The 24,694-nt window shown below is 71.9% G+C and carries 23 protein-coding genes and 1 rRNA gene; 19 read left to right on the plus strand and 5 right to left on the minus strand.

Features of this window, described 5'->3' with window-relative positions; translation table 11 throughout:
* Positions 1-19: 19 nt before the first annotated feature.
* Positions 20-136 (plus strand): 5S ribosomal RNA (rrf, locus tag CUC05_RS08635).
* A gap of 78 nt (positions 137-214) precedes the next feature.
* Here the strand turns inward: rrf and CUC05_RS08640 are convergent.
* From CUC05_RS08640 to CUC05_RS08650, 3 genes are read right to left on the minus strand one after another with little or no spacing between them, the layout of a single operon-like run.
* Complete coding sequence (locus CUC05_RS08640) at positions 215-1,186, minus strand: MBL fold metallo-hydrolase (RefSeq protein ID WP_108665672.1); 972 nt, start codon at positions 1,184-1,186, stop codon at positions 215-217.
* 24 nt (positions 1,187-1,210) lie between these two features.
* Positions 1,211-2,500: an AI-2E family transporter gene (locus tag CUC05_RS08645; RefSeq protein ID WP_108665673.1), complete on the minus strand. Its 1,290-nt coding sequence runs from the start codon at positions 2,498-2,500 to the stop codon at positions 1,211-1,213.
* A gap of 13 nt (positions 2,501-2,513) precedes the next feature.
* Positions 2,514-3,788: a DUF1015 family protein gene (locus CUC05_RS08650; RefSeq protein WP_157965374.1), complete on the minus strand. Its 1,275-nt coding sequence runs from the start codon at positions 3,786-3,788 to the stop codon at positions 2,514-2,516.
* Positions 3,789-3,866: 78 nt separating this feature from the next.
* On the opposite strand from CUC05_RS08650, the gene CUC05_RS08655 reads away from it, so the two are divergent.
* The 8 genes from CUC05_RS08655 to CUC05_RS08685 all read left to right on the plus strand — a co-directional run bounded on the left by CUC05_RS08655 (position 3,867) and on the right by CUC05_RS08685 (position 11,551).
* Positions 3,867-4,247, plus strand: a complete 381-nt coding sequence (locus tag CUC05_RS08655) for a tetratricopeptide repeat protein (RefSeq protein ID WP_108665675.1) — start codon at positions 3,867-3,869, stop codon at positions 4,245-4,247.
* Positions 4,248-4,342: 95 nt separating this feature from the next.
* Entirely contained in the window at positions 4,343-5,095 is a 753-nt protein-coding gene (locus tag CUC05_RS08660; RefSeq protein ID WP_205712216.1) for a phasin family protein, read from the plus strand.
* 3 nt (positions 5,096-5,098) lie between these two features.
* A complete protein-coding gene (locus tag CUC05_RS24600; RefSeq protein ID WP_157965375.1) occupies positions 5,099-5,257 on the plus strand; it encodes a hypothetical protein in 159 nt (52 codons plus the stop codon).
* A gap of 25 nt (positions 5,258-5,282) precedes the next feature.
* Positions 5,283-6,110, plus strand: a complete 828-nt coding sequence (locus CUC05_RS08665) for a TlyA family RNA methyltransferase (protein ID WP_108665677.1) — start codon at positions 5,283-5,285, stop codon at positions 6,108-6,110.
* 83 nt (positions 6,111-6,193) lie between these two features.
* The gene (locus tag CUC05_RS08670) at positions 6,194-6,835 is read left to right on the plus strand and encodes a TetR/AcrR family transcriptional regulator (protein WP_108665678.1); all 642 of its coding nucleotides are present in this window, start codon (positions 6,194-6,196) and stop codon (positions 6,833-6,835) included.
* Positions 6,836-6,896: 61 nt separating this feature from the next.
* Entirely contained in the window at positions 6,897-8,573 is a 1,677-nt protein-coding gene (gene recN, locus CUC05_RS08675) for a DNA repair protein RecN (RefSeq protein WP_108665679.1), read from the plus strand.
* Positions 8,574-8,771: 198 nt separating this feature from the next.
* Complete coding sequence (locus CUC05_RS08680; protein ID WP_108665680.1) at positions 8,772-9,731, plus strand: hypothetical protein; 960 nt, start codon at positions 8,772-8,774, stop codon at positions 9,729-9,731.
* 122 nt (positions 9,732-9,853) lie between these two features.
* Positions 9,854-11,551, plus strand: coding sequence for a CTP synthase (locus CUC05_RS08685; RefSeq protein WP_108665681.1), 1,698 nt, complete (start codon positions 9,854-9,856; stop codon positions 11,549-11,551).
* A gap of 21 nt (positions 11,552-11,572) precedes the next feature.
* On the opposite strand, the gene CUC05_RS08690 is transcribed toward CUC05_RS08685, so the two are convergent.
* Positions 11,573-11,878: a PGPGW domain-containing protein gene (locus CUC05_RS08690; RefSeq protein ID WP_205712217.1), complete on the minus strand. Its 306-nt coding sequence runs from the start codon at positions 11,876-11,878 to the stop codon at positions 11,573-11,575.
* Between the two features lie 114 nt (positions 11,879-11,992).
* On the opposite strand from CUC05_RS08690, the gene CUC05_RS08695 reads away from it, so the two are divergent.
* The 3 genes from CUC05_RS08695 (at position 11,993) to CUC05_RS08705 (ending at position 14,914) form a co-directional block, all read left to right on the plus strand.
* Positions 11,993-12,556, plus strand: coding sequence for an NUDIX domain-containing protein (locus CUC05_RS08695; protein ID WP_108665682.1), 564 nt, complete (start codon positions 11,993-11,995; stop codon positions 12,554-12,556).
* A gap of 70 nt (positions 12,557-12,626) precedes the next feature.
* The gene (locus CUC05_RS08700) at positions 12,627-13,607 is read left to right on the plus strand and encodes a site-specific tyrosine recombinase XerD (RefSeq protein WP_108665683.1); all 981 of its coding nucleotides are present in this window, start codon (positions 12,627-12,629) and stop codon (positions 13,605-13,607) included.
* Positions 13,604-14,914, plus strand: a complete 1,311-nt coding sequence (locus tag CUC05_RS08705) for a thymidine phosphorylase (RefSeq protein ID WP_108665684.1) — start codon at positions 13,604-13,606, stop codon at positions 14,912-14,914. Before CUC05_RS08700 ends, CUC05_RS08705 begins: the two co-directional genes overlap by 4 nt.
* Before the next feature lie 40 nt (positions 14,915-14,954).
* On the opposite strand, the gene CUC05_RS08710 is transcribed toward CUC05_RS08705, so the two are convergent.
* On the minus strand, positions 14,955-18,515 hold the full coding sequence (locus CUC05_RS08710) for a cell wall-binding repeat-containing protein (RefSeq protein ID WP_170127959.1): 3,561 nt from the start codon (positions 18,513-18,515) through the stop codon (positions 14,955-14,957).
* 67 nt (positions 18,516-18,582) lie between these two features.
* Here CUC05_RS08710 and CUC05_RS08715 point away from each other — a divergent pair, with 67 nt between their 5' ends.
* The 7 genes from CUC05_RS08715 to cmk are packed head-to-tail and all read left to right on the plus strand — an operon-like array spanning position 18,583 to position 24,693.
* A complete protein-coding gene (locus CUC05_RS08715) occupies positions 18,583-19,554 on the plus strand; it encodes a segregation and condensation protein A (protein WP_157965376.1) in 972 nt (323 codons plus the stop codon).
* Positions 19,544-20,500, plus strand: coding sequence for an SMC-Scp complex subunit ScpB (gene scpB / locus CUC05_RS25305; RefSeq protein WP_205712218.1), 957 nt, complete (start codon positions 19,544-19,546; stop codon positions 20,498-20,500). Before CUC05_RS08715 ends, scpB begins: the two co-directional genes overlap by 11 nt.
* On the plus strand, positions 20,490-21,236 hold the full coding sequence (locus CUC05_RS08725; protein ID WP_108665686.1) for a pseudouridine synthase: 747 nt from the start codon (positions 20,490-20,492) through the stop codon (positions 21,234-21,236). Before scpB ends, CUC05_RS08725 begins: the two co-directional genes overlap by 11 nt.
* Positions 21,236-21,619, plus strand: a complete 384-nt coding sequence (gene aroH, locus CUC05_RS08730) for a chorismate mutase (RefSeq protein WP_108665790.1) — start codon at positions 21,236-21,238, stop codon at positions 21,617-21,619. The genes CUC05_RS08725 and aroH overlap by 1 nt, the downstream gene beginning before the upstream one ends.
* Complete coding sequence (locus CUC05_RS08735; protein WP_420810896.1) at positions 21,570-22,754, plus strand: prephenate dehydrogenase/arogenate dehydrogenase family protein; 1,185 nt, start codon at positions 21,570-21,572, stop codon at positions 22,752-22,754. The genes aroH and CUC05_RS08735 overlap by 50 nt, the downstream gene beginning before the upstream one ends.
* Positions 22,751-24,058 (plus strand): 3-phosphoshikimate 1-carboxyvinyltransferase, encoded by a 1,308-nt coding sequence (gene aroA, locus CUC05_RS08740; protein ID WP_108665688.1) that lies wholly within the window; start codon positions 22,751-22,753, stop codon positions 24,056-24,058. The genes CUC05_RS08735 and aroA overlap by 4 nt, the downstream gene beginning before the upstream one ends.
* A complete protein-coding gene (cmk, locus tag CUC05_RS08745; protein ID WP_108665689.1) occupies positions 24,055-24,693 on the plus strand; it encodes a (d)CMP kinase in 639 nt (212 codons plus the stop codon). The genes aroA and cmk overlap by 4 nt, the downstream gene beginning before the upstream one ends.
* The last annotated feature ends 1 nt before the right edge of the window (position 24,694 follow it).

Consider the following 24,694-nt stretch of genomic DNA (forward strand, 5'->3'; position numbering starts at 1 on the left):
ACGAACAAATTTCATAGAGTTCCGTGGTCATTGCGGAGGGGGTACACCCGGTTCCATTCCGAACCCGGAAGTTAAGCCCTCCAGCGCCGATGGTACTGCGCGGGAAACTGCGTGGGAGAGTAGGACGTCGCGGACCACCACAACTGGCCACCTTCACACCGAAGGTGGCCAGTGTGCTTTTTGCAGTCAGTTCTCGGCCGGCCCAACGGGCCGCTCAGGTGGCCACGCGCCCCTGTTCCTTGAGGTCGAGGTAGCGGACCAATCCCATCGCGTTGGACCGGATCCCGCTCAGGAGCTCGACGCGGCCCTTGGCGTCCGGATCGCCGTCGACCTCGACGACCTCCGACGCGAAGCGGTGGCCCAGGGTCTCCGCGACGTGGTCGAGGTCGGCGTTGTCGCTCCAGGCAGCCTCGGCTGCCTCCATCCACAGCTCGAGGCGGTCCTTGGCCTCCTGCAGGGCTTCCATGGGCGGATCCACCGCGCCGTAGTGGGCCAGGTGCACGGTCTTCGGTGTCAGGGACAGGTAGGTGTCCAGGGACCGTTGCGCGAGGACGTAGTCGAAGTCGGGTGGGGGTGTGGCCGGACGGATCACGTCCATGCCCGGCATCTTCACGCCGACCGAGTCGCCCACGAACAGGTCGCCGGTGTCGGGGTCGAAGATGCCGATGTGGTGCTTGGCGTGTCCGGGGGTCTGGAACAGCTCCAGCCGCCGCCCTCCACCCAGGTCCAGGGTCTCGCGCTCGCCCACCCCGATGATGCGGCTCTGGTCGATCGGGGTGCAGGCCCCGTACACCGAGTCGTACAGGGGGCCGTACACACGCTTCGAGCTGGCGTTGAGCCGCTCGGGATCGACCATGTGCCGCACGCCCACCTCGTGCACGACGATCGTGGCGTTGGGGAACGCCTCGGCGACGTCGCCTGCGCCGCCGCCGTGATCGAGGTGGATGTGGGAGATCACCAGGTAGGCGAGGTCATCGGGGTCCAGGCCGTGCGCCCGGAGACCGTCGATGACCGACTGGATCGACACCGCCGGGCCGCACTCGACCAACGTCGGGCGGGGGGTCTGGAGGAGGTATCCGGCCGTGACCTTGGTCATGCCGGCGGTCAACGTGTCGACCGACACCAGGTCGTCGCGGATGACCTCCATGGGGGAGGGACGGACGGGTTCGTCGGGGCTGGGGCTCATGCGGTCGGATGCTAGCCCCGGTGGTCACGTCGCCGGGTCGGCCCTGACATCCAGCGGGGGAAGCGGCCGGGGTATCTCCTGGTCGAGGTGCGCCGAGACCTCAGTCAGCTCGGCGATGAGCTCGTGGCGATGGAGGTAGGTGGAGGCGACCGCCTGGATGATCGCCGTCGCCGGCAGCGCCAGCAGCGCACCGACGGCACCGAGCAGGGTCGCGCCGACCAGGACCGAGATGAAGGCGACCGCGGGGTGGATGTCCATCGTGGCGGCCTGCAGCCGTGGGGCGATCAGGTAGTTCTCGAGCTGCTGGTAGGTCGCGAGGAAGATCAGCACCCACAACGCCTTCGACGGCTGGTCGGCCAACGCAACGATGAGGGCGAGGATGCCGCCCAGGTAGGTGCCGACGACAGGGACGAAGGCGCCGGTGACACCGACCCACAGCCCCAGCGGGAGCGGGTAGGGGACCTGGATGATCGCCAGGAACGCCGAGGTCACGGCCGTGGCGACGGCCGCGAGGAGCAGGCGGGAGTAGATGTACCCGCCGGTCTTGGCGACGGCGATCTCCCAGATCGCGAGCAGCTCGCGCTGCCGATGCTGGGGGAGCGGACGGGCGAGGGTGGCCCGGAACCGGGGCCCGTCGGCGACCAGGTAGAACGACACCAGCAGCACCGTGAGGCCCTGGAACACCGCGCCGATGGCGGTTCCGGCAAGGGTGACCACGTTGCCGGCGGCGCCGAGGAGGTTGCCGGCCATGGACGTCAGGCTGTCCTGCAGCGTGCTCGTCAGGTCGCGGCCGATGGCCAGGAGCTCCTGGTTGACGTCCGAGCCGGGGTCCAGCTGGAGGTCGACGAACGGCAGGTTCGCGACGAGGTCGTTCAGCTCCGACACCGACCGTGGGACCGACCGCAGCAGCTGGCCGACCTGGTCGACCAGCAGCGGGATGATGGATCCGAAGCTCGCGGCCATCGCCAGGAACACGCCGAAGAAGACCAGCGCGGTGGCGGGGCCGCGACGCCAGCCCCAGCGACGCCCCATGAACTGCACGGCCGGTTCGACGGCGAACGCGATGAACAACGAGACGAGCAGCATGACCAGGATCGTGCGGAGCGAGGCGATCATCAGCACCGCCCCGTAGCTGAGGACCGCGACCCCGATCAGGCTGGCGAGCTGCCCGGGGGCCGGCAGGTCACGCCAGCCGCGACGGATCTCGTCGAAGCCCGGGGGGCGCTCCGCCGAGGGAGCGGCCACGACGGGGAGGTCGGTGGACGCAGGTGGGCCACCGGCCGCCGGGTCCGGGTCCTTGGGTGTGGTCGCCATCCGGCGCAACGTATCAGGACGAGGTCGGCTTGGTTGGCACCGTGGTGTCCAGCCGTCGCATCACCAGGCCGGCCCTCGGCTTGGGCCAGAACCAGGTCGTCTTGGCCGGCATGCGCAGGCCGGAACGGGCGACCTCGAGGACCTGCCCCACGGTGGGCGGGGACAGCAGCACGAGGGCGTCGGGAGGCGCCGTCCCATCGGCGGCTGCGGGGGCCGACAGCGCCGTGACAGCGGCGTCCACCTCGGCGATCGCGCGATCGTCGACGACGTCCATCACCGGGAAGAGGACTTCCCGGAGCACGACCATGTCGAGCTGCCGCAGGACGTCGGGGATGCCCAGGTCGACGAGCAGCGGTTCGCCGGTGCCGTTGTGGAGGGACACGAGCCACGTTCCCGAGGTCGTGACCACCCCGAAGCGTCGGGGGCCGGGGCGTTCCAGTTCGGCGGCCAGCCCGCCGGGCGTGCCCGGCCATCGCTGGACCGACACCCCGTCCATCTCGGCCAGGCGGTCCGGCAGGTCGTCCCGCGTCCATCGGACCAGCCGGTGCACCGCTCGCAGCCGCGGACCCTCGTGGGCGGCGTCCAGGACCATGGCCAGGGTGTGACCGGCTCCGGCCGGGGCGTCGGGGTCACGCGCCAGCCGTCGGGCGGCCGCCAGGCGGTGGTGGCCGTCGGCGAGCACCGCGGTGACGTCGGCCACCCCTCGCACCAACGTGCCGACCACGTCGGGGTCGGTGATCCGCCACAGGCGATGGGCCACGGCCTGCTCGTCGGTGAACGCGATGTCGGGGCGGGAGGCACACACCGACTGCAGCGTCGTGTGCACGACCGGCGGCGCGCCGAGGTGGACAGCCACCACCGGCGTCAGGTCCACGGGGACGTGGCGCAGCCGGTTGGCCCGGGCCCGCGCCCGCGCGCCGTCGACGTCCTCGTGGAGCAGCAGCGTGCCCTCGTCCACGTCCTCGAGGGCGATCAGCCCCACGAGCCCGCGCTGGACGTGACCCTCGCCGTCGCGCTGCTCGTAGACAACGAGCCCGGGCTCGTCGTCCTCGGCAAGGACGCCCGTCCGGCACCAGCGGTCCAGCGTCGCGCGTGCGGTGGCGTAGCGGCCCGCCGTCGTCACCGCCGGGTCGGTCGTGAGCAGCTCCAGCACCGTGTAGGGGTTGGAGGTGCGGTGGGTGGCGTGATCGAAGGGGTCGGGGTCGCTGTAGGGCGGGGCAGAGGTCTCCGATGCCGGACCGGCCGCGGTCGCCTCGTATCGCAGCGCCCTGAACGCACGCAGCTTCACGCGGCCACTCCTCCGACTCGGTCTGGGACCCTGCCGGCTGGCCGGTCCGATGGAGGACAGACGCTACCGTGGACGGTGGTGAGCGCTGGTCAACCGAACGTCTACGACCTGTTCCGCACGGCGGAGGGGCTGCTCGAGGACGGGCTGTCACTGGCTGCCGTCGAGATGGCGGAAACAGCGGTCGCCGCCAGCCCGGAGTCGGCCTCGTTGCTGGAGCTCCTGGGGCGGGCTCGGTACGCCGCTGGTGACCACATGGGCGCGGTCGAGGCGTTCGAGCGCCTCGAGGAGCGCGAGCCCACCAACGCCTACGCCCACTTCGGGCTCGGCCGGGCGTTGGAGCGGCTGGGCCTCCTCGTCGATGCGCGGGCCCACCTCCGGCTGGCGGCTGCGCTCAGCGACCGGACCGTCTACGCACGGCACCTGCGGCGGGTCGAGGCACGCATCGAGGATGCCGCCTGATCGTCCGCCCGGATGGCCAGCGCGTAGTGGAGGTCCTGCGTGGTTATGCTGCGTGGACCATCGACCGCCACACGATCGAATTTCGGGAGCGCACAGTGGAGTCTGCCTGGAGGAAGTACCTGGACATGGCGTCCGGCCTGACGGAGGTCCCTCGCCGCAAGGCCGAGGACGCCGTGAAGGCCCTCGTCGCCCGCGGAGAGGTGGCCGCGAACGCCAGCGAACACCTCGTCGACAGCCTGCTCAGCCAGGTCGAGACCAACCGAAAGGCGGTCCAGAACCTCGTCGGCCAGGAGGTCGAGCGGGCGCTGAAGAACGTCGACCTGGTGCGCAAGAGCGCCCTCGACGCCCTGGAGAGCCGCATCTCGCTGCTCGAGCGCGTCAGGGGCAACGACGACGACAAGGACACGTCGTCGACCCCCGCCCCGGCCGAGAAGGCGCCGGCCAGGAAGCGCACGGCGAAGAAGGCCACGGCGAAGAAGGCCACGGCGAAGAAGGCCACTGCCAAGAAGAGCACCGCCAAGAAGACGGCGTCCAAGGCGACAGCGAAGAAGGCCACGGCCTCGACCGGGTCGACGACGGCGAAGAAGGCCACGGCGAAGAAGTCGACCGCGGCGAAGTCGACCGCGGCCAGGACGACCGCCAAGAAGGCCACCGCCAAGAAGGGCACGGCGAAGAAGGCGACCGCCAAGAAGAGCACCGCCAAGAAGGCCACCGCCAAGAAGAGCACGGCGAAGAAGGCCACCGCCAAGAAGAGCACCGCCAAGAAGACGGCGGCCAGGACGACGGCCAAGAAGGCCACCCCGGCCGCCGGGTCCAGCAGCGACAGCGGCTCGTCGACGGAGAGCTGATCGGTGGCCGACGCCTCGGAGGTCATCGAGCGGCTGCGCAGCGAGCTCGATGCCATGGACGACCTGCCCGTGGCCGAGCACGTCCAGCGGTTGACTCGGACCCTCGACACCATCGTCGGCGAGCTCGACGAGCTGGCCAGGACGATCCCGCCGGCACGGTGACCCCCGGGTACCGGACGGGTGTCCGATGACGGGCGCCCGTCGGGCCCGTCTGGACGCCGAGCTCGTGCGCCGTGAGCTGGCGCCCTCCCGGACCGCGGCCCGCGCCCTCATCGAGGCCGGGTCGGTCCGGGTCGACGGCGTCGCCGTGCCCAAGCCCGCCAGCCAGGTCACCCGTGACCAGGCCATCCACGTCGTGGACGACGGCCCTCGCTTCGCCTCGCGAGGCGGCCTGAAGCTCGACGGTGCGCTGGAGGACCTCGGCGTCGACGTCGCCGGTGCCGTCGCGCTGGACGCGGGAGCCGCCCACGGCGGGTTCACCGACGTCCTGCTGCGCCGCGGCGCCGTCCATGTCGTGGCGGTCGACGTGGCCTACGGCCAGCTCGACTGGCGGCTGCGGAGCGACGAACGCGTCACGCTGCTGGAGCGCACGAACGTGCGCCACCTGACCCCCGAGGACCTCGCCCCCCACCGTCCCGACGTGATCGTGGCGGACCTCTCCTTCATCTCGCTCGGGAAGGTGCTGCCGGCGCTGGCGTCGCTCGCCGCCGACCGGGCGACGGCGCTCCCGATGGTCAAGCCCCAGTTCGAGGCAGGAGCCGCCGCCGTCGGCAAGGGCGGTGTCGTCCGCGACCCGGCCACATGGGTCAGGACCATGCACGAGGTCGCCGAGACCGCTGCAGGGCTGGGATTCCGGACCCTCGGCGCCGCCCCGTCGCGCGCGCCCGGCCCCGCCGGCAACATCGAGTTCTTCCTCCACCTGCACCGCGACCCGGCGGGCGACCCACCCGGCGGTAACGACCTCGACGACATCCTGGCCGCTGCGGCCGAGGCAGGACTCGAGCTGCGGAGCTGAGGCGCTGCCCGCGGCCGCCTGTCCACACGGCGAGGGGCCCGGTCCCGGCCGGTGTCGCACCGCAGCCGTAGAATGCCGAGACCATGCATCGTTCACGGCTCACGGCAGATGTCACCCTGCCCCGGGAGCCCAAGCAGGAACGAAGCCGTCGCAAGCAGGAGAAGCTCCTGAAGGCTGCGGCCGAGCTCTTCGCCGACCCGGGGTTCGAGCAGGTGACCGCCGACGTCATCGCCGCCCACGCCGGGTTCGGAACCGGCACCTTCTACAACTACTTCACCAACAAGACCCAGGCATTCCTGATGGTCGCGGGCCAGCACGAGATGGCCGTGGCACCCACCCTCGACCGCGTGACCGACGCCATGGCCGAGGGCGTGTCGCTCCACACCCTGGTGCAGTCCATCGTCGCCTCGGTCATCGAGGACCGGCAGTCGGTCCCCTGGCTGCGTCGCACCTGGCTGCGGCTCGCCCTGACCGACGACGAGGTCCAGACCGTCCAGCGTCGCCTCGACGAGGAATGGGACGCGGCCGTCGCCGGGGTGATCGAGGGCATCGTGCAGTCCGGGATGGCGGAGATGCCCGCCGCCGGTGCCAAGGCCCTCGCGACCACCATCCGGGTCATGGTCGACGCCGTCAGCGACGAGGTCGTCCTGGTCGGCAGCATCACCGCCGACGAGGCGGCCCAGACCGTGGCCGACATGCTGGTCGCGTTGCTGAGCCAGCCCTGACCGCCCCCACCACACGCGCCCGTCCTGCGATGGACGGCCCCACCGATGGAATGATCGTCACGTGCTGACCGACCTCGAAATCAGCGACCTCGGCATCATCGACGAGGTGTCCCTGGCCCTCGGGCCCGGGCTGAACGTGCTGACCGGTGAGACCGGTGCAGGCAAGACCATGGTGGTCAGCGCCCTGCAGTGGTTGCTCGGTGGACGGGCCGACCGCGACAAGGTTCGCTCGGGCGCCCGCGCTGCGATCGTCCAGGCCCGCCTCGTCCCCGTGCCCGCCTCGGCCACCGACTGGATCGACCCCGAGGACGAGGACCTCGTCGTCAGCCGCGAGGTCGGGGCCAAGGGGGACGGCGACGCCGCGGCCGGCCGGTCGCGCGCACGCATCGCCGGACGGCTCGCCCCGGTGGCCAGCCTCGCGGAGGTCCTGGCGCCGGTCGTGGAGATCCACTCCCAGCACGAGGCCCTCCGGCTCGCCGACCACCGCATGCAACGGGCCCTGCTCGACCGCTTCGGCGGCGAGGCCATCGAGAAGGCACGGGCGGCCTACGACGTCGCCTACGGCCGGTGGACCGAGGCGCGGACCGCGCTGGAGGACGCCGAGCACGCCATGCGCGAGGGGGCACGGGAAGCCGACCGCCTGCGGTTCGAGGTCAACGAGATCGATGCGGTGGCACCCGAGGAAGGGGAGGAGGACCGCCTCGACGGCGACATCGCCCGCCTCGAGCACGCCGAGTCGCTGCGGATCGCCTGCCAGACCGTCGTCGACGCCGTCCAGGAGGAGGGTGGCGCCCGCGACACGCTGGGCACCGCCGTCGCGGCGCTGCGAGGGGTCGTGTCCCACGACGAGTCCCTGGCCGACCCCCTCGAGCGGCTGCAGGCCCAGATGGCGGAGGTCCAGGAGGTCGCCATCGACCTGACCAGCTACCTCGACGGGCTCGAGGCCGACCCGTCTGCCCTCGACGCCATCCTCGGCCGCCGCTCGGCGATCGGCGCGCTGCTCCGCAAGTACGGGCCGTCCACGACCCAGGTGCGCGCCTACGCGGCGCAGGCCCACGAACGGCTCGCGCTGATCGACGGGGGCGAGACCCGCCTGGAGGAGCTGCGCGCGACCCTCGCCGACGCCCGCCAAGCCGTCGACGCGGCCGGCAAGACCCTGCGGGTGGCCCGCGAGTCCGCCGGTGCGGCCCTCTGCAGCACCGTCGACGGCCACCTGGCCGAGCTGTCCATGCCCGACGCCCACATGTCGGTCGACATCACCCCGGCGGACCCCGGACCCGACGGGGCGGACCGCATCGAGTTCCTCCTGGCCGCCAACCGCGGCCAGCCTGCCCTGCCACTGTCGCGGTCGGCCAGCGGCGGTGAACGCAGCCGCGTCGCCCTCGGCCTGCGGGTGGCGCTGGCCGACGCCGACGACACGCCCATCCTGGTCTTCGACGAGGTGGACGCCGGTATCGGCGGCGAGACGGCCCTCGCCGTGGGCCAGAAGCTGGCGACCCTGGCCCGAGGACGGCAGGTGCTGTGCGTGACCCACCTCGCACAGCTCGCCGCCTTCGCCGACGCCCACTTCGTCGTCCGCAAGGGCGTCACGGGCGACCGCACGACCACCTCGGTCAGCCGCCTGGCCGATGACGAACGCGCCGAGGAGCTGTCACGCATGCTGTCGGGCACCCCCGACAGCGACGCGGCGCTCACCCACGCCGCCGAGCTGCTTGGGCTGGCGCAGGGGAGCAGCTGACCACCGAACGAGCGTCATTCCGGACCCTCGGTTCCACTCCGGGTCACCCTGTCCGGCAGGACCATCGGGCCACCTGCGCGCCGCGAGTTCTCGCTGTTACCTTGCGTTCAACTCCCATGTCGTCGCGCCGCTCCGGTCGTCGACACACCCCCCACGCCCCCACGGGCCCCGCCACCCCCCGAGGACCCCACCCCCGACGTGAGCACGCAGACCGACTTCTCGACGCTGGGCCGACTCGGCACAGCGAGCGGCACCCTCAGCGGGGGCACGCTGCGTCGTCGACTCTCGCTCCGTGGGTCGCGCACGGTCCGTCGGACCAGCAGCACCGGGTTCTCCATGCCGCCGCTGCGCATCGTCCTCGCCGGGGTCGGCATCGTCCTGCTCGGCCTGTTCGTGCTCGGCCTGACGGCCTCGAGCCAGCTGGACCGGCCCTCACCGCTCGCCTCGCAGATCCCGGCGCTCGACCCCGTGCTGGAGGCCTCGTTGCTCAGCGGCGGCACGCAGATGGCCGCCACCGGCAGCCGCCTGATCGTCCCCGGCGGCGGGGCGGCAACCGGCATGGTCGAGGTGCCCCCGGCGTTCGCCGGTGTCGAGGACCTTGCCCTGCACCTGCCGGGTGTCCAGGACGCCGACGTCATCTTCACCGAGGCCGACGCCCCCGAGATGCTGGCCCTCGCGCCCATCGGCGAGATGGTCACCAACGCCAACCCCGCCGGCTACGACCCGGTCAAGACCTTCGAGGGGCCCGGCTACCACGTCGCGGAGGCCACGACCGGCGTCCGGCCAGCGACCGGCCTCGCCCGCGTGCTGCTTGCCCCCGGTACCCAGGTCACCAGCCCGCTGACCGGCACCGTCGTCGCCGTCGACGAGTACTCCACCGCCGACGGCGGGCGGGACTGGCGCGTCGTCGTCCAGCCCGAGAACCGCGCCGACCTGCACGTCATCATCCGCCGCCTGCAGTCGCCGACGGTCGCCGTCGGTGACTCGGTGGGGGTGGCCCAGACCGTGCTCGGCACCGTCCGTGCCGGCGAGGTGGCCACGACCGAACAGAATCCGCTGGGCTTGCCCAGCGTGTGGATCTCGATCCGACCAGCGATGTCCGAAGAGGCCATCGACCCCTATGCCCCGGCGGTAGCCGCCACCACCGCTGCCAGCTGAGCACGCGGCGCGCTCGGCGGCACGACGGGATGGTTTGAGGGGGCCAGCCTGACTGCTACGTTGGCCGAGGCTCCGCATGCCCATGGCGGCCCCATCCGACCTCGACAGTCGTGGAGGACCCATTGGCCAAGCACATCCTCGTCACCGGTGGAGTCTCGTCCTCCCTCGGGAAGGGCATCACCGCAGCGTCGCTGGGTCGCCTGCTGAAGGCCCGCGGACTGCGGGTGACCATGCAGAAGCTGGACCCGTACGTCAACGTCGACCCCGGCACCATGAACCCGTTCCAGCACGGTGAGGTGTTCGTCACCGACGACGGTGGCGAGACCGACCTCGACCTGGGGCACTACGAGCGGTTCATCGACGTCAACCTGCCGCGTGCCTCCTCGGTGTCGACCGGGCAGGTCTACTCCGCCGTGATCGCCAAGGAGCGTCGGGGCGACTACATGGGCGAGACCGTCCAGGTCGTGCCGCACGTCACCAACGAGATCAAGTCGCGCATCCTCGAGCTCGCCGACGAGGCCGACGTCGTCATCACCGAGGTCGGGGGTACCGTCGGGGACATCGAGGGCCTGCCGTTCCTCGAGGCCATCCGCCAGATCCGCTACGACGTGGGTCGCGAGAACATCTGCTACGTCCACTGCGCCCTGGTCCCGTTCCTCGGCACGACCGGTGAGCTGAAGACCAAGCCGGCGCAGCACTCCGTGCGCGAGCTGCGGTCCATCGGCATCCAGCCCGACGCGGTCGTGTGCCGCTCCGACCGGCCGCTGCCGCTGGAGCTGAAGCGCAAGATCGCCATGCTGTCCGACATCGACCTCGACGGTGTCGTCAGCGCCCACGACGCCCACTCCATCTACGCCGTGCCGGCCGTCCTGCGGCAGGAGGGCCTGGACCGCTTCGTGGTCCGCAAGCTGGGCCTGGACCCGGCGGTCGAGCCGGACATGGCCGAGTGGGACAAGATGGTCCATCGGCTGGAGAACCCCGAGGACACCGTCACCATCGGCCTCGTCGGCAAGTACGTGTCGCTTCCCGACGCCTACCTCTCGGTCGTGGAGTCCCTCGAGCACGCCGGCATCCACCACGGCGTCGACGTCGACATCCGCTGGATCCAGTCCGACGAGCTGGCCAAGCCCGGTCAGGCCGACGAGCAGCTGGCCGGCCTGGACGGCATCCTCGTCCCCGGCGGCTTCGGCGTCCGGGGGGTGGAGGGCAAGATCAACGCCGGCCGCTACGCCCGCGAGCACCTGGTCCCGTACCTCGGCATCTGCCTGGGGCTGCAGACGGCCGTCATCGAGTTCGCCCGCAACGTGCTGGGCCTCGCGGAGGCGCACTCCTCGGAGTTCGACGCCGACACCCCAGACCCGGTCATCGACCTGATGGCCGACCAGCGCGACGTCACCGACATCGGCGGCACCATGCGGCTGGGCATCTACCCCTGCCGGCTGGTTCCCGGCAGCAAGGCCGAGGCCGCCTACGGCGAGCCGTTCGTCTACGAACGACACCGCCACCGCTGGGAGGTTGCCAACAAGTACCGCAACCGCCTCGCCGAGGCCGGCATGATCGTGTCCGGCATGTCGCCGGACCAGCGCCTGGTCGAGATGGTCGAGATCCCCGACCACCCCTGGTTCGTGGCCACGCAGGCCCACCCGGAGTTCAAGTCGCGGCCCAACCACCCGCACCCGCTGTTCCGGGACTTCGTCGGTGCGGCCGTCGAACGGCTGCAGGCTCGCGAGGGCCGTCTTCCCCGGCCGGCCGACGACGACGGGGCGACCGACGACGACGACCGTGCCGCCGACCCCGTGTCCGAGGCTGCGCTGCGCTAGCCCCGTTCCTGCGACCGGGGGTCACCCCCGGTCGCGGTCGACGTCCTGTGCCGTCCGTTCGGCCCGACGGAGCGCCACCCGTCCCTTGGTGGTCTCCACGGTCGAACGCCAGCGGTCCCGCGCCCAGCGGTAGGCACGGCCGGCCCAGGTGTACTCGCGAGCGAGGATCGCCAGGCCGGCGACGATGCCGAGCAGGCCGGGGCCGGGCGTGACGAGCATGACCAGGCCGGCGGCCAGCACGACCCCACCGACGACGGTGACGGCAACCCGCCTCGCGGCCAGCTGCATGCGGCGGCCGACGGTACGGCGCGACGGCTCGGCGGTCATGGGGTCAGTCTGGCATCGTGGCGGCGCGGTGCCCACCGCTCTGGGGGACAGATCAGGGGGAACCCCGAGTCCTCCGGGCATCCACGACACCACCGCCCGAGCAGGAGACACACAGTGAGCGACACCACCACCGACGGCTACGAGGTCCTGGAGTCCGAGGAGGCCTTCCGCTCGCGCTTCACCCGCATCCGCGTCGACACCGTCCGCATGCCCGACGGCACGGTCACCGACCGGGAGATCGCCGAGCACATGTCGGCCGTGGGTGCGGTCCCGCTGGACGCCGACGGCAACGTCGTGCTGCTGCGGCAGTACCGACACGCCTTCGGACAGCACTTCCTCGAGGTCCCCGCCGGGAAGCTGGACGTCGAGGGGGAGGACACCGCCGAGGCCATGCAGCGCGAGCTTGCGGAGGAGGTGCAGCTGACCGCGGGCACGCTGACGCACCTGACCACGTTCACCAACTCCGCTGGATGGACGACGGAGCGGACGACGGTGTACCTGGCGGAGGACCTGACCCCGGCGCCACGGCCCGACGACTTCGTGCTGGAGCACGAGGAGGCCGACATGGAGGTCCTGCGGATCCCGCTGGAGGAGGCCATCGCGATGGTGCACGACGGCCGCATCGTCGACGCCAAGACCGTCGTCGGACTGCTGGCGGTCTCCTCCCTCCAGCGCTGAGTTATGTCAATCACAGCGGCTACACTGCGCAGCGACCGACCACCATCCTGACCCTCGAGGTTCGAGCCCGTTGGCGCTTCCCCCGCACGCGCAGAGCTACCTGGACTACCTGGCCGCCGAGAAGGGCCTGTCCGACCACAGCCTGCAGGCCTACCGCCGAGACCTGACGCTGTACGGGACCTACCTCGACCTCGAGGACATCGGCAGCCCGATCGCCGCCGACACCCGCGCCGTGACGGGGTTCGCCGTCTGGCTGCGGTCCCAGCGAACCTCCCGCGGCACGCCGTACGCCAAGTCCTCCATCGCGAGGACCCTCGTCGCCGTCCGGGGCCTGCACCGCCATCTGGTCCGCGAGGGACTGACCGACGTCGACACCGCCACGGAGCTGACGACCCCGCCGCCGCAGCGAAAGCTGCCCGACACCCTCTCCCAGTCGCAGGTCGAGTCCCTCCTCGCTGCCGCGGAGGGCGACCAGCCGGCCCAGCGTCGCGACCTCGCGATGCTGGAGCTGCTGTACTCCGCGGGCCTGCGGATCACCGAGCTGATCGACCTCGACGTCGACGACGTCGACCTGATCGAGATGAGCGTGCGGTGCATCGGCAAGGGCTCGCGGGAACGCATCGTGCCGATCGGACGGATGGCCGCGGCGGCCGTCGACGCGTGGGTGCTGCACGGTCGCGGGTCCATGTCCCCCAAGGGGCCGTGGTTGTTCTGCAACAGCCGCGGAGGTCGGCTCAGCCGGCAGGGCGGACACAAGATCGTCAAGCGACATGCGGCCGCTGCCGGGCTGCCCGACAGCGTGTCGCCGCACACCCTCCGCCACAGCTTCGCCACCCACCTGGTCGAGGGCGGCGCGGACATCCGCGTGGTGCAGGAGCTGCTGGGCCATGCCAGCGTCAACACCACGCAGGTGTACACCCACACCTCGCAGGCCCGGCTCCGGGCGCTCTACGATCGGGCACACCCGCGGGCCACCATCGCCGATGCCGACGCGATGGGTGCCGAAGCCACGCGGGTCGCCGCCGCCCCCCGAGAGGACCGTTCCGCATGAACCCCGTCGAGCTGATCACCCGCAAGCGCGATGGCGGCGAGCTGGACCTGGACGAGCTCCGGGCGTTCGTCAGCGGCTACCTGGCCGAGGACGGAACGGTCATGGAGGGCCAGATGGGGGCCTTCCTGATGGCCGGCGTCCTGAAGGGCTTCACCCTGGCCGAGGCACGGGCGCTGACGACGGTGCTGCTGGAGTCCGGCGACCGGCTGGACCTGTCGGACCTGCGCGGGCCCACGATCGACAAGCACTCCACCGGGGGAGTGGGGGACGGCACGACGCTGGTCGTGGCGCCCCTGCTGGCTGCCGCCGGCGCCCAGGTGGTCAAGCTGTCGGGACGAGGCCTCGGCCACACCGGCGGCACCCTGGACAAGCTGGAGGCCATCCCCGGGTTCAGCGTGCAGCTCGTGGGCGAGGCGATCATGGCGCAGGCCGAGGCGATCGGCTGTGTCGTGGCGGCCCAGACCGGTGACCTGGTCCCCGCCGACAAGGCCCTGTACGCCCTTCGCGACGTCACCGCGACCGTGGAGTCCACCGCCCTCATCGCCTCCAGCGTGATGAGCAAGAAGCTGGCCAGCGGCGCCGGCACGATCGTGCTGGATGTCAAGGCGGGCGACGGCGCCTTCATGGGCACCGTCGAGGAGGCTGCGGCGCTGGCCGAGCTGTGCGTCGCGATCGGCAACGATGCCGGCCGGCGAACCCGGGCGCTGGTGACCGACATGAACACCCCGCTGGGGTCGGGCATCGGCAACGGCCTGGAGGTCATCGAGGTCGTCGAGACGCTCCGCACTGCTCCCGAGGGGCGTTTCGCCGAGGTGTGCCTGGCGCTGGCCACGACCGGACTGTCCGCGGCAACGGGCGTCGACCCGGCCGACGCGCACGAACGCCTCGTGGGGGTGTGGGAGTCCGGGGACGCGCTGGAGACGCTGCGTCGCATGATCGACGCACAGGGCGGTGACCCAGCGGTCTGTGACCGTCCGCGGGAGGTCATGCCCGCAGCCCCAGTCGTCGTCGAGGTCCCCGCGCCGTCCACCGGCTCGGTGACACGCCTGCCCGCGAAGGCGGTCGGCCTGCTGTCGATGTCGCTGGGCGCCGGCCGGCAGCGCAAGGACGACGACGTCGACCCGGCGGTCGGCATCGAGCTGCTCGTCGCAGAGGGCGACGCGATCGAGGCCGGTCAGCCCCTCGCCACCGTCCACGCGCGCACCACCGACGCGGCGGAGGCGGCGGTGGCCCGCCTGACGGCGCTGGTCGAGGTCGGCGAGGACGGCCAGGCCGCCCCGACGGTCCTGCGCACCATCGAGGCGTAGCCGTCGAGCCAGCCCGACCCGGTCGGCCAGCCCGGCCGGGTCAGTCGAAGACCGTGCGCAGGGTGGCCTCGACGTCCTCCCCGAGCGCGGCGGGGCCGCCGTAGAGGTACAGGCGCTCCAGCGAGCGGGTGTGGGTGCCCAGCCACTGCTCGGTGGCGAAGGGCAGGCGGTCGCGCTCGGCCAGCAGGATCGGTCCCTCGCGTCCGGCGATGTGGGCCACCCCGGCGAGGGCATCGGCGAACGCGGCGCCGGTGGCGATGCCGGCCGACGTCGGGTCGTCGAACACCGACTCGGCGACCAGCGCGGCGGTCTCGAACCGGTTGGCACCCACCAGCTGGTCGGTCCCGGGAGTCGCCTGCGCGGCCAGCCCGCCCACGGCGGTGACGGGCACGCCGTCGACCTCCTCGAGGTAGGCGCGGGTGGCAGCGGGCAGGGCCGACCCTGCGGTCAGGACCACCACCCCGTCGGTGTGCGCAGCGGCCGCACCCGCGGCCAGGGCGTCGGGGAAGTCCCCGCCGGTGGCGACGAAGACCCGCTCGGGGTCCCCGACCTCGCGGGCGATGGCGACCGCCGTCTCGAACCGGTCGTTGCCGCCGTGCCGTCGGACCTCGGCGGCGAGTCGGCCGACCGCCGTCTCCACCGCCGGTGAGACGGCGTTGGGCCCGCCCAGCACGTGCACGATCCCACCGTCGCCGAGCACACGCTCGATCTCCTCGGCCACGGCGTCGGGCAGCGTGTCGGTCGGGGTCAGCAGCAGCGGACCCCGGGCCGCGGCGGCCAGCGGCCCGCCGGCCAGCGCGTCGGGGAAGGCGTCGGCGCGGGCCAGTACGACCGCCCGCGCGGTGCCGTCGGGATAGGCGTCCCGTGACGCCGCGATGGCCGTGGCGATCCGTTCGGGACCGTCCAGCCGCACCACGGTCGGATCCGGGCTGACGGCCGCGACCGCGACCACGTCCACCGCGGGGACGACCGCGTCACCACCGCGGGCGGTCCCGCCCACATCGAGGTCACCCACCCGCGTCGGCACGACGGCGAGCTCGACGTCGGCGGTCTCGCCGACGTCCAGGCCCGCGAAGGACCCGGACAGCTCGACGGGACAGGTCACGACCTCGTCGTGGGCCGTGCAGCCGACGGACCCGCCGACGTGCACCAACCCCGGCGGCAGGGACAGGTCGAGGGTGACCTCCTCGATGGTGGCCGCCCCGTCGTTGCCGACCACGCCGGTCAGCACGATGGTCTCGCCGATGGCCGGCGTGGCGCTGCTCGTCGAGAGCTCCAGGGTCAACCCCTCGACCGGGGTCTCGCCGCCGCCACCACCGCCGCCGGTTCCGCCCCCACCACCGGGCGCGGTGATGCTGATCACCGTGGAGTCGGTGTCGTTGGCCGCGACCCGGTCGGTGGACGCCGTGGCGATGCGTGCCGAGACCGTGACGGCTCCGCTGGCCGTCGCCGTCGTCGGGATCGCCATGGTCGCATCGCTGCCGTCGCCGAGGGTGGCGCGCTGGCAGGTGATCACCCGACCGGCGCTGCTGCAGGCCTGCGGCAGGGTGCCCGGCGCGAGGGCGGAGGGGAGGGTGACGGTCGTGGTGATCGCCGCCGCCGTGTCGGGGCCGTCGTTGGCCAGCCGAACCGTGACGGGCACGGCGTCGCCGACGTCGACCCGGGGCGGCGCGTCGACGGAGACCGCGACGTCGGCGACCAGCAGCGAGTCGTCGTCGATGTCGACCGGCGTGACGGTCAGCGTCGCCCCGAGGGCGTTCAGCAGCACGTGGTACCCCGTGTCGAGCACGCCGTAGCTGTCGATGCCGTACAGGGTGCGGTCGTGGGCCACGGGGGGCGGCAGCAGCTGCCCGATCACCGTCACCCGGCCCGAACCGACGTCGACCCGTCCCAGCGCCGTCTGACCGGCGATCGTGCCGACCGAGGTGCCGCCGAGGCCGGTCCACGTCGAGGTCGCCACCCGGTACGCGGGCGTCAGGTCCTCGCTGGTGGTGTCGTAGCCGATCGTGGCGGGCTCGGTCATCAGGAAGGCGATCTCGCGGATGCCGTCGAGGAGGGGGTCGGTGCGTGGTTGGGGGAAGTCGATCTGGTTGATGTCGGAGAGGTCCACGGTGACGTCGGCCGGCTGGACCCCGTCGACGAGGCCCGGCAGCTCGGCCATCGCCGAGTCGGTGAGGACGAGGTTGCCCCCGGCCTGCGCCCAGGCACGCAGCGCGGCGATCCCGCTGGCGTCCAGGACGTCGGTGGCCACGACCACGTTGTCGAGCCCGGTCAGGTCACCGGCGTCGAGCCCCGCCGGATCCAGCGCCACGAGCGGCTGGTCGAGGTAGGCGTCGAGGTCGTCGAAGAAGTCCATCTGCGTCCGTGCGATCCCGCGGACGGGATCGATCACGACCGCGGGGTCGCGCACGAAGCCGGTCGGCCCGGGCAGCTGCACCGACGGGACCCAGTCGATGACGGCCTGGTCGATCAGCCCGCCGAGGATGCCACGGACCGTCTCGCGGTAGATCTGGAACACGTCACGGCGGAACGTCAGCGAGTTGACGCCGGGCGTGCCCTGCAGGTTGATCAGCTCGACGGTCGACAGGCTGGAGGAGTCCCCGCCGTTGGCCTGGGCCAGCCAGTCACCGAGGAACCCCGATCCGGATCCGCCGACACCGACCGACCCGAACTCCGAGGAGGCGTGGAGGATCGTCGGCTCGATGTCGCCGGAGACCAGCTCCTGCAGGGCGAACACCGAGCTGTCGGACAGCTCGTCGTCGACGCTGGCGTGCAACGCCTCGCCGTGGTTGCGCTGCTGCATCGACCCCTGGAGGTCGAACTGGCCAGCCGACAGCATCACGACGGCAGCCGCGTCGGGCACCTCGCCGTGGATGTCCACCGAGGCCTGGATGTCCTGCCCAGCGGCCAGCCGAGCGGTGACCTCGTCGAACAGCGCCTGGGACTCGGGTTCGGAGAGGGGGTCCGGACGGGAGGTGGGGATCGGCCCGAACCATGCGGCGTTGCGGTTGAGGTCGACCCCGCCGACGTCGCCGACGCCGAGGGTGCCGTTGCCGTTGCCACGCGCCCACAGGCCCACGGAGTCGCCGTCGGGCACCTGGTCGTGGTCACCCGCGGTCCACCCGTCGGGGTTGAGGAACACCTGCACCAGGCGGACGCGATCGAGCTGGGCCAGCCGGGCGTCGTCCTCGCCGCGCAGCAGGTCCTCGACGTACCGAACGCCGCCCTCGCGGCCGCCCGGCTCGTTGCCGTGGATGGACTGCGAGACCAGCACGACCTTGCGGTCGTCCAGCGGCACCGTCGACGCCGGATCGGTCAGCTCGGCCATCACCACCGGGAAGCCGTCGAACGACGTCCCGATGGTGGACACCGTCAGCCAGCCGTCGGACTCGGCCGCCAACGCCTCCAGGCCCGCGACGGTCTCGGCGTACGTCAGGCCTGTCAACGAGCTGATCGGCTCGGGGAAGACGCGGCCGCCGCAGAGCACGTCCCGGGTGGCGGGATCCGTGCACACCGGCGACGCCGAGGACGGCGGGGGGCCCACCACCACCAGCGCGCAGAGCAGAACGAGGACGGGGAACACCTTGACCCATGACTGCATCGCCGCATCGTATCCGGCCCTCCGTTGCGGCTGTGTGTCGGGCGCCGCCGATAGACTCCTTCCACCCATGGCAGACATCCCCGTCGACGGCCCGGTCGTCGACACCGACGAGCCCCGCGCGGACGAGAACCGCGAGCGGGCCCGTTCGGGGACCTACCATGTCTCCGTCCAGGCGTTCGAGGGGCCCTTCGACCTGCTGCTGCACCTGATCGCACGGCGCAAGGTCGACATCTACGAGGTCTCCATCGCCGAGATCACCGACGACTACCTCGCCGTGCTGGGGTCGATGGACGTCCTCGACCTCGAGGTCACGACCGAGTTCCTCGTGGTCGCCGCGACCCTCATCGAGCTGAAGGCCGCGCGCCTGCTGCCCAGCGAGGACGACCCGGAGCTCGACGAGTTGGCGCTGGAGGCCCGGGACCTGCTGTACGCCCGGCTGCTGGAGTACCGCACGTTCCGCGAGGCCGCCGCCCACCTGCGCACGCTGCTGCAGGCCCACGACGGCTACATCCCCCGCGACGTGTCGCTGGAGTCGCCGTTCGACAAGCTCAGGCCCGAGGCGTCGCTGGGGCTGACCCCCGACGCCTTCGCCCGGCTGGCCGCACGGGTGCTGGCCCCGTCGGCCGAGACGTCCATCGACCTGTCCCACATCCAGCCGGTCCGCATGACGGTGCGCGAGGCCGCCGGGATGATCCTGGACGAGCTGACCCGTGCCGATCAGCCCCTCACCTTCGAGGAGCTCACCGCGGGCTGCCGGCATGTCGCCGAGGTCGTCGTGCACTTCCTGGCGTGCCTGGAGCTGTACAAGCTGGACCACGTCGAGCTCGACCAGCCCGACAACTTCGGCCGGATGACCGTGGAATGGACGCCCGACCGCGGCAGGATCGACGCGGCCACCTTCGAGCTGGACACCTACGACGGCATGGACGTCGACGTGGATGCCGACGACGAGGACGACGAGCCCGCTGTCGACGACACGGGCGCCGACCACCATCCCGACCACACCCCCGCCGACGAGGCAGCCCGACATGAGCAGTGAGCACCTGACCGAGACGTCACCTGGCGACGCCCCCGTACCCGCCGTCGACGCCGCTGCGGGTGAGGAGCACGCGCAGGAGCTGCGGCTGGAGCCGGAGCTGCGCAAGGCGCTGGAGGCGATCCTGCTCGTCGTCGACGAACCGGTTCCCGCCGAGACCCTCGCCCAGGTGCTCGAGGTCGGCATGGACGAGATCGAGGACGGGCTGCTGGCGCTCGCCGCGGAGTACGTCGAGCAGGGCCGCGGCTTCGTGCTGCGTCGGGCCGGGGGCGGCTGGCGGATGTACACCGACCCGGGCGCAGCGCCCTACGTCGAGCGCTTCGTGCTGCACGGCCGGACCGGCAAGCTCAGCCAGGCCGCGCTGGAGACGCTTGCGATCGTGGCCTACAAGCAGCCGGTCACCCGCGCCGACATCTCCGAGATCCGCGGCGTCGACGCCGACTCCGGCGTGCGCAACCTGATGGCCCGCGGGCTGGTGGAGGAGGTCGGTCGCGCCGACGCGCCCGGCCAGCCGCTGCTGTACGGCACCACCGCCTCGTTCCTCGAGAAGCTGGGACTGGACGACCTGTCGACCCTGCCGGCGCTGCCGGCGCTGGTCCCGACCGGTCCGCCACCCCCCGAACCGGCCCCGGGCGGCTACCGTGCGGCTCGCAAGGAGCTGGTCGCGCTGGAACGCGAGGGCGACGCCGACGACGGCGACGATACGCCAGCACCCGGCGCCCGGCTGACCGCGTTGCTCGACGACGCCGACAAGCAGGCCAACGCCGCCATCAAGGCCGCGAAGAACCTGGTCGAGGACATGACCCGGGTCGACGACGACCCCGACGAGGACGACCCGTCATCCACCGACACGTCGTCCACCGACCCGTCCTCGACCCACACGACCACCGAACAGACCCCCAACGAGGCGGCCACGACCGTCGAGGAGCCCACCGACGATGCCCGCTGAACGACTGCAGAAGGTCCTTGCCCACGCCGGGCAGGGCAGCCGACGGGTGTGCGAGGGGCTGATCGCCGAGGGCCGGATCAGCGTCAACGGTCGCACCGCCACCCTCGGCGACAAGGCCGACCCCAAGGTCGACGTGATCGCCATCGACGGGGAACGCATCCACGTCAACACCGACCTCGTGTACCTGCTGTTCAACAAGCCGGCAGGCGTCGTCACCACGGCCAACGACCCCGAGGGACGGCCGACCGTGATCGACTACGTCCCCGCCAACCCGCGGGTGTTCCCCGTCGGCCGGCTCGACCAGGACACCACCGGTCTGCTGCTGCTCACCAACGACGGCGAGCTTGCCAACCGGGTCACCCACCCTCGCTACGAGGTCGAGAAGACCTACATGGTCCAGATCCGCGGGCCGGTGTCGCGCAAGCACCTGCACCAGCTGCAGAACGGCGTCGAGCTCGACGACGGCCCCGCGAAGGCCCGCAAGGCCACCCTCAAGATCGCCGACCAGACCCGGTCGTTGCTGGAGATCGTCATCGCCGAGGGACGCAACCGTGAGGTCCGCCGCATGATGAAGGCCGTGGGGCTGGAGCTCGAGCAGCTCGTCCGCGTCCGGATCGGCCCCATCCACCTCGGCGACATCGGCCCCGGCAAGGTTCGTCCGCTCAACGGCAAGGAGGTCCGCGAGCTGTACGCCGCGGTCGGCCTCGACGCCGCCCCGAACGAGGAGACCAGCTGATGCCACCCTCCGGCCTGCGTGTGGAGGCGCTTCGTGGCGCCATCACGCTCGACACCGACAGCCGCGAGGAGGTGCTCGTCCGCACCGCCCAGATGCTGGGCGAGCTGCTGCAGCGCAACGACCTGCAGCCCGACGACATCATCTCCATGTTGTTCACCGCCACCGCCGACATCACCTCGGAGTTCCCCGCCGCCGCCGTCCGCAAGGCCGGCATCAGCGACGTCCCGATGGTGTGTGCCCGCGAGCTGGGCATCGACGGCGAATCCAACATCCCGCTCTGCATCCGGGTGATGGCGCATGTCTATACGGAGCGGCCTCGCGCCGCCCTTCGACATGCCTACCTGCGCGGCGCACGCCAGCTGCGCAGTGACCTGCCGGAATGACCGGCACCACAGACATCACCTGGAGACCACCACCATGCGCGTAGCAATCATCGGCACCGGACTGATCGGTGCATCCCTCGGCCTGGCGTTTCGTCGGGCCGAGAGCGTGAAGACCGTCGTCGGCCACGATGCCGACAACACCAACCTGGCCACCGCCCTCACCAAGGGCGCGCTCGACTCGGCCACCACCAACCTCACCGACGCCGCGGAGAACGCCGACGTCGTCGTCCTCGCCGTCCCGCCGTCGGTCATCGAGCAGGTCGCCGAGCAGGTCGTCCCGCACATGGCGGAGGACGCGATCCTGACCGACGTCGGCAGCGTCAAGGGCGAGGTCGTCGCTGCGATGGAGCGGGCGGTTGCCGGCAGCAGCGTCCACGTCGTCGGTGGCCACCCGATGGCCGGCTCCCACGAACACGGTCCCGAAACGGCCATGGCCGACATGTTCGTCGGCGCCACCTGGCTCCTGACGCCGACGGCCTCCACCAACCAGGCTGCGCTTGACCGCATGACGGCCCTCGTGGCCGGCGTCGGTGCCCAGCCCGTCGTCGTGGACCCCAAGGCCCACGACCTGCTGGTCGCGGTCATCAGCCACGTGCCGCAGCTGACCGCGACCACGCTCATGACCCTCGCGGCCGAGCGGGCACGCAAGGAGGACGCCCGCCTGCTGCTGCTCGCCGGCGGGGGGTTCCGGGACGCCACCCGGGTCGCCGCCAGCAACCCGGAGATGTGGCTGCAGATCTGCCGCGAGAACTCCGAGGCCATCGTCCAGGTGCTCGACGAGTACGCCGCACGGATCGGGCAGCTGCGCATGATGCTGCACGACTTCGACAGCGAACGGCTGTCGGCGATGCTCACCGACGCCCGCGAGGCCCGCAACGCCATGCCCGGCAAGGGTGGGGTGTCCGGCCAGCTGGTCGAGCTGCGGGTGGTCATCCCCGACGCGCCGGGTGCCATCGCCGACATCACCTCCACCGTCAGCGGCCTCGGCATCAACATCGAGGACATCGGCATCGACCACGCCCCCGACGGCAAGCGCGGACAGATGCGGCTGGCCGTCAACGGCTTCGAGGCGGCCGAGAAGGCACACGAAGCCCTCGGCGCCAACGGCTACGAGGTCCTGGAACGCGCGTCGTGACCGCCATCCCCGACGCGTTCGAGATCGTCCCGACGGGCCCCCTGTCGGGCAGCGTCGCCCCGCCAGCCAGCAAGAGCGTCACCAACCGCCTGCTGCTGCTGGCCAGCCTCGCCGACGGCACCTCGGTGCTGCGCAACCCGCTGGTCAGCAACGACTCCGCGGCCATGCGCGACGTCGTCACCGGCCTCGGGGCCGCGGTGTCCGACGTCGGCTCGCCCGGCGAAGCGGGGTATGCCTGGCACGTCTCGGGCACCGGCGGTCGGATCAGCGCCCCCGACGCCCCGCTGGACTGCCGCCTGTCCGGCACGACGATCCGGTTCGCCACGGCCGTGGCCGCCCTCGCCGACGGCGAGGTCACGCTGACGGGCGAGGAACCGCTGCGGAACCGGCCCATCGGCCCCCTGGTCGAGGCCCTGCGCGACCTCGGCGCGGCCGTGGCCATCGACCACGACGGCTATCCGCCCGTCACCGTCGGCGGGGGACTGGCCGGCGGCGAGGTCGCCATCGACGTCACCGGATCCAGCCAGTACGCCTCGGCCGTGCTGCTGGCCGCACCCTACGCCCGCGAGGCCGTGACCGTCCGGGCGCTCGGCGATCACGCCGCCGCCTACGTCGAGCTCACCACCTCGGCCATGGACGTGTGGGGTGCGGTGGTCGACCCCGTCGGCGACAACGCCTGGCAGGTCCGCATCGGTGGCTACACCGCCTGCGACCAGACCGTGGAGTACGACGCCTCGGCCGCAGCCCACCTGTTCGGCCTGGCCACCGCAACCGGCGGCAGGGTGGCCGTGGTGCACGCAAGCCCCGACACGCTGCAGCCCGACGCGGTCTTCCCCGACGTCCTGGCCCGCTTCGGCGCCGACGTGACCCGGGAAGGCGACGTCATCGTCGTCGCCGGCCCGGACCGGCCGATCGCCGCCGGCGACATCGACCTGTCCGACATGCCCGACCAGGTCACCACCTGCGCGGCCATCGCCGCCCTGGCCGACGGGGTCACCACGATCACCGGCGTCGAGGTCGCCCGCGGCCACGAGACCGACCGGCTGTCCGCGCTCGCCACCGAGCTCCGCAAGGTCGGGGCCGAGGTGGAGGAACGGCCCGACGGGCTGGTCATCGACGGCACCAACGCCACCGGCCACGCCACCCTCGACACCTACGACGACCACCGCCTGGCGATGTCGTTCGCCGCCGTCGGCGCCCGCCTGCCCGGCGTGGTCATCGACGACCCCGGCTGCGTCGCCAAGACCTACCCGGGCTTCTGGCAAGCGCTGGTCCGCCTCGGCGGCGAGGTCCGCCCGGCGTGATCGTCGTGGCCATCGACGGACCTGCCGGGTCCGGCAAGTCCACCGTCGCCGACGCGCTGGCGACCGTGCTCGGGGTCCCCCACGTCGACTCCGGCGCCTACTACCGGGCCGCCACCCTGGCGGTGCTCCGGGCAGAGGTCGACCCGACCGACGTCGACGCGGTCACCGCGGTCGTCGGCGGCGTGGTCATCGACCGGATCGACGGGCGGACGTTGCTGGACGGCGAGGACGTCGAGTCCGACATCCGCGGCGCCACCGTCACCGCCCACGTGTCGGCCGTGGCAGCGCACCGGCCGGTGCGGGAGCTCCTGCTGGCCGCGCAGCGCAGCGGCATCGCCCGGGACGGCGGGGTCGTCGACGGTCGGGACGCGGCCACCCGCATCGTCCCCGACGCCGACCTGAAGGTCTGGCTGGACGCCGACGTGGAGGAACGGGGACGTCGACGGGCGCTCCAGGCCGGTGAACCCGACCGGCTGGACCACTACATCGCCGACCTGCATCGCCGGGACGCCGCCGACGCGGCGCAGATGGTGCGGGCGGACGACGCCGTGGTGGTCAATACCACGGGGATGTCGCTGGATCACGTGGTTGCTACCGTGGCCGACCTCGCCCGAACTGCGGCCGGGGGCAGCTGAG

Source organism: Euzebya rosea (assembly GCF_003073135.1).
GTDB classification, from domain to species: Bacteria; Actinomycetota; Nitriliruptoria; order Euzebyales; family Euzebyaceae; genus Euzebya; species Euzebya rosea.

Bases quoted from the DNA above. Each gene is read 5' to 3' on its own strand.
- aroH (WP_108665790.1), top strand. From the start codon at position 21,236: ATGCCACCCTCCGGCCTGCGTGTGGAGGCGCTTCGTGGCGCCATCACG.
- CUC05_RS08690 (WP_205712217.1), bottom strand. From the start codon at position 11,878: ATGACCGCCGAGCCGTCGCGCCGTACCGTCGGCCGCCGCATGCAGCTG.
- CUC05_RS08725 (WP_108665686.1), top strand. From the start codon at position 20,490: ATGCCCGCTGAACGACTGCAGAAGGTCCTTGCCCACGCCGGGCAGGGC.
- CUC05_RS08665 (WP_108665677.1), top strand. From the start codon at position 5,283: ATGACGGGCGCCCGTCGGGCCCGTCTGGACGCCGAGCTCGTGCGCCGT.
- CUC05_RS08735 (WP_420810896.1), top strand. From the start codon at position 21,570: ATGCCTACCTGCGCGGCGCACGCCAGCTGCGCAGTGACCTGCCGGAAT.
- scpB (WP_205712218.1), top strand. From the start codon at position 19,544: ATGAGCAGTGAGCACCTGACCGAGACGTCACCTGGCGACGCCCCCGTA.
- CUC05_RS08640 (WP_108665672.1), bottom strand. From the start codon at position 1,186: ATGAGCCCCAGCCCCGACGAACCCGTCCGTCCCTCCCCCATGGAGGTC.
- CUC05_RS08670 (WP_108665678.1), top strand. From the start codon at position 6,194: ATGCATCGTTCACGGCTCACGGCAGATGTCACCCTGCCCCGGGAGCCC.
- CUC05_RS08710 (WP_170127959.1), bottom strand. From the start codon at position 18,515: ATGCAGTCATGGGTCAAGGTGTTCCCCGTCCTCGTTCTGCTCTGCGCG.
- CUC05_RS08645 (WP_108665673.1), bottom strand. From the start codon at position 2,500: ATGGCGACCACACCCAAGGACCCGGACCCGGCGGCCGGTGGCCCACCT.
- CUC05_RS08705 (WP_108665684.1), top strand. From the start codon at position 13,604: ATGAACCCCGTCGAGCTGATCACCCGCAAGCGCGATGGCGGCGAGCTG.
- CUC05_RS08715 (WP_157965376.1), top strand. From the start codon at position 18,583: ATGGCAGACATCCCCGTCGACGGCCCGGTCGTCGACACCGACGAGCCC.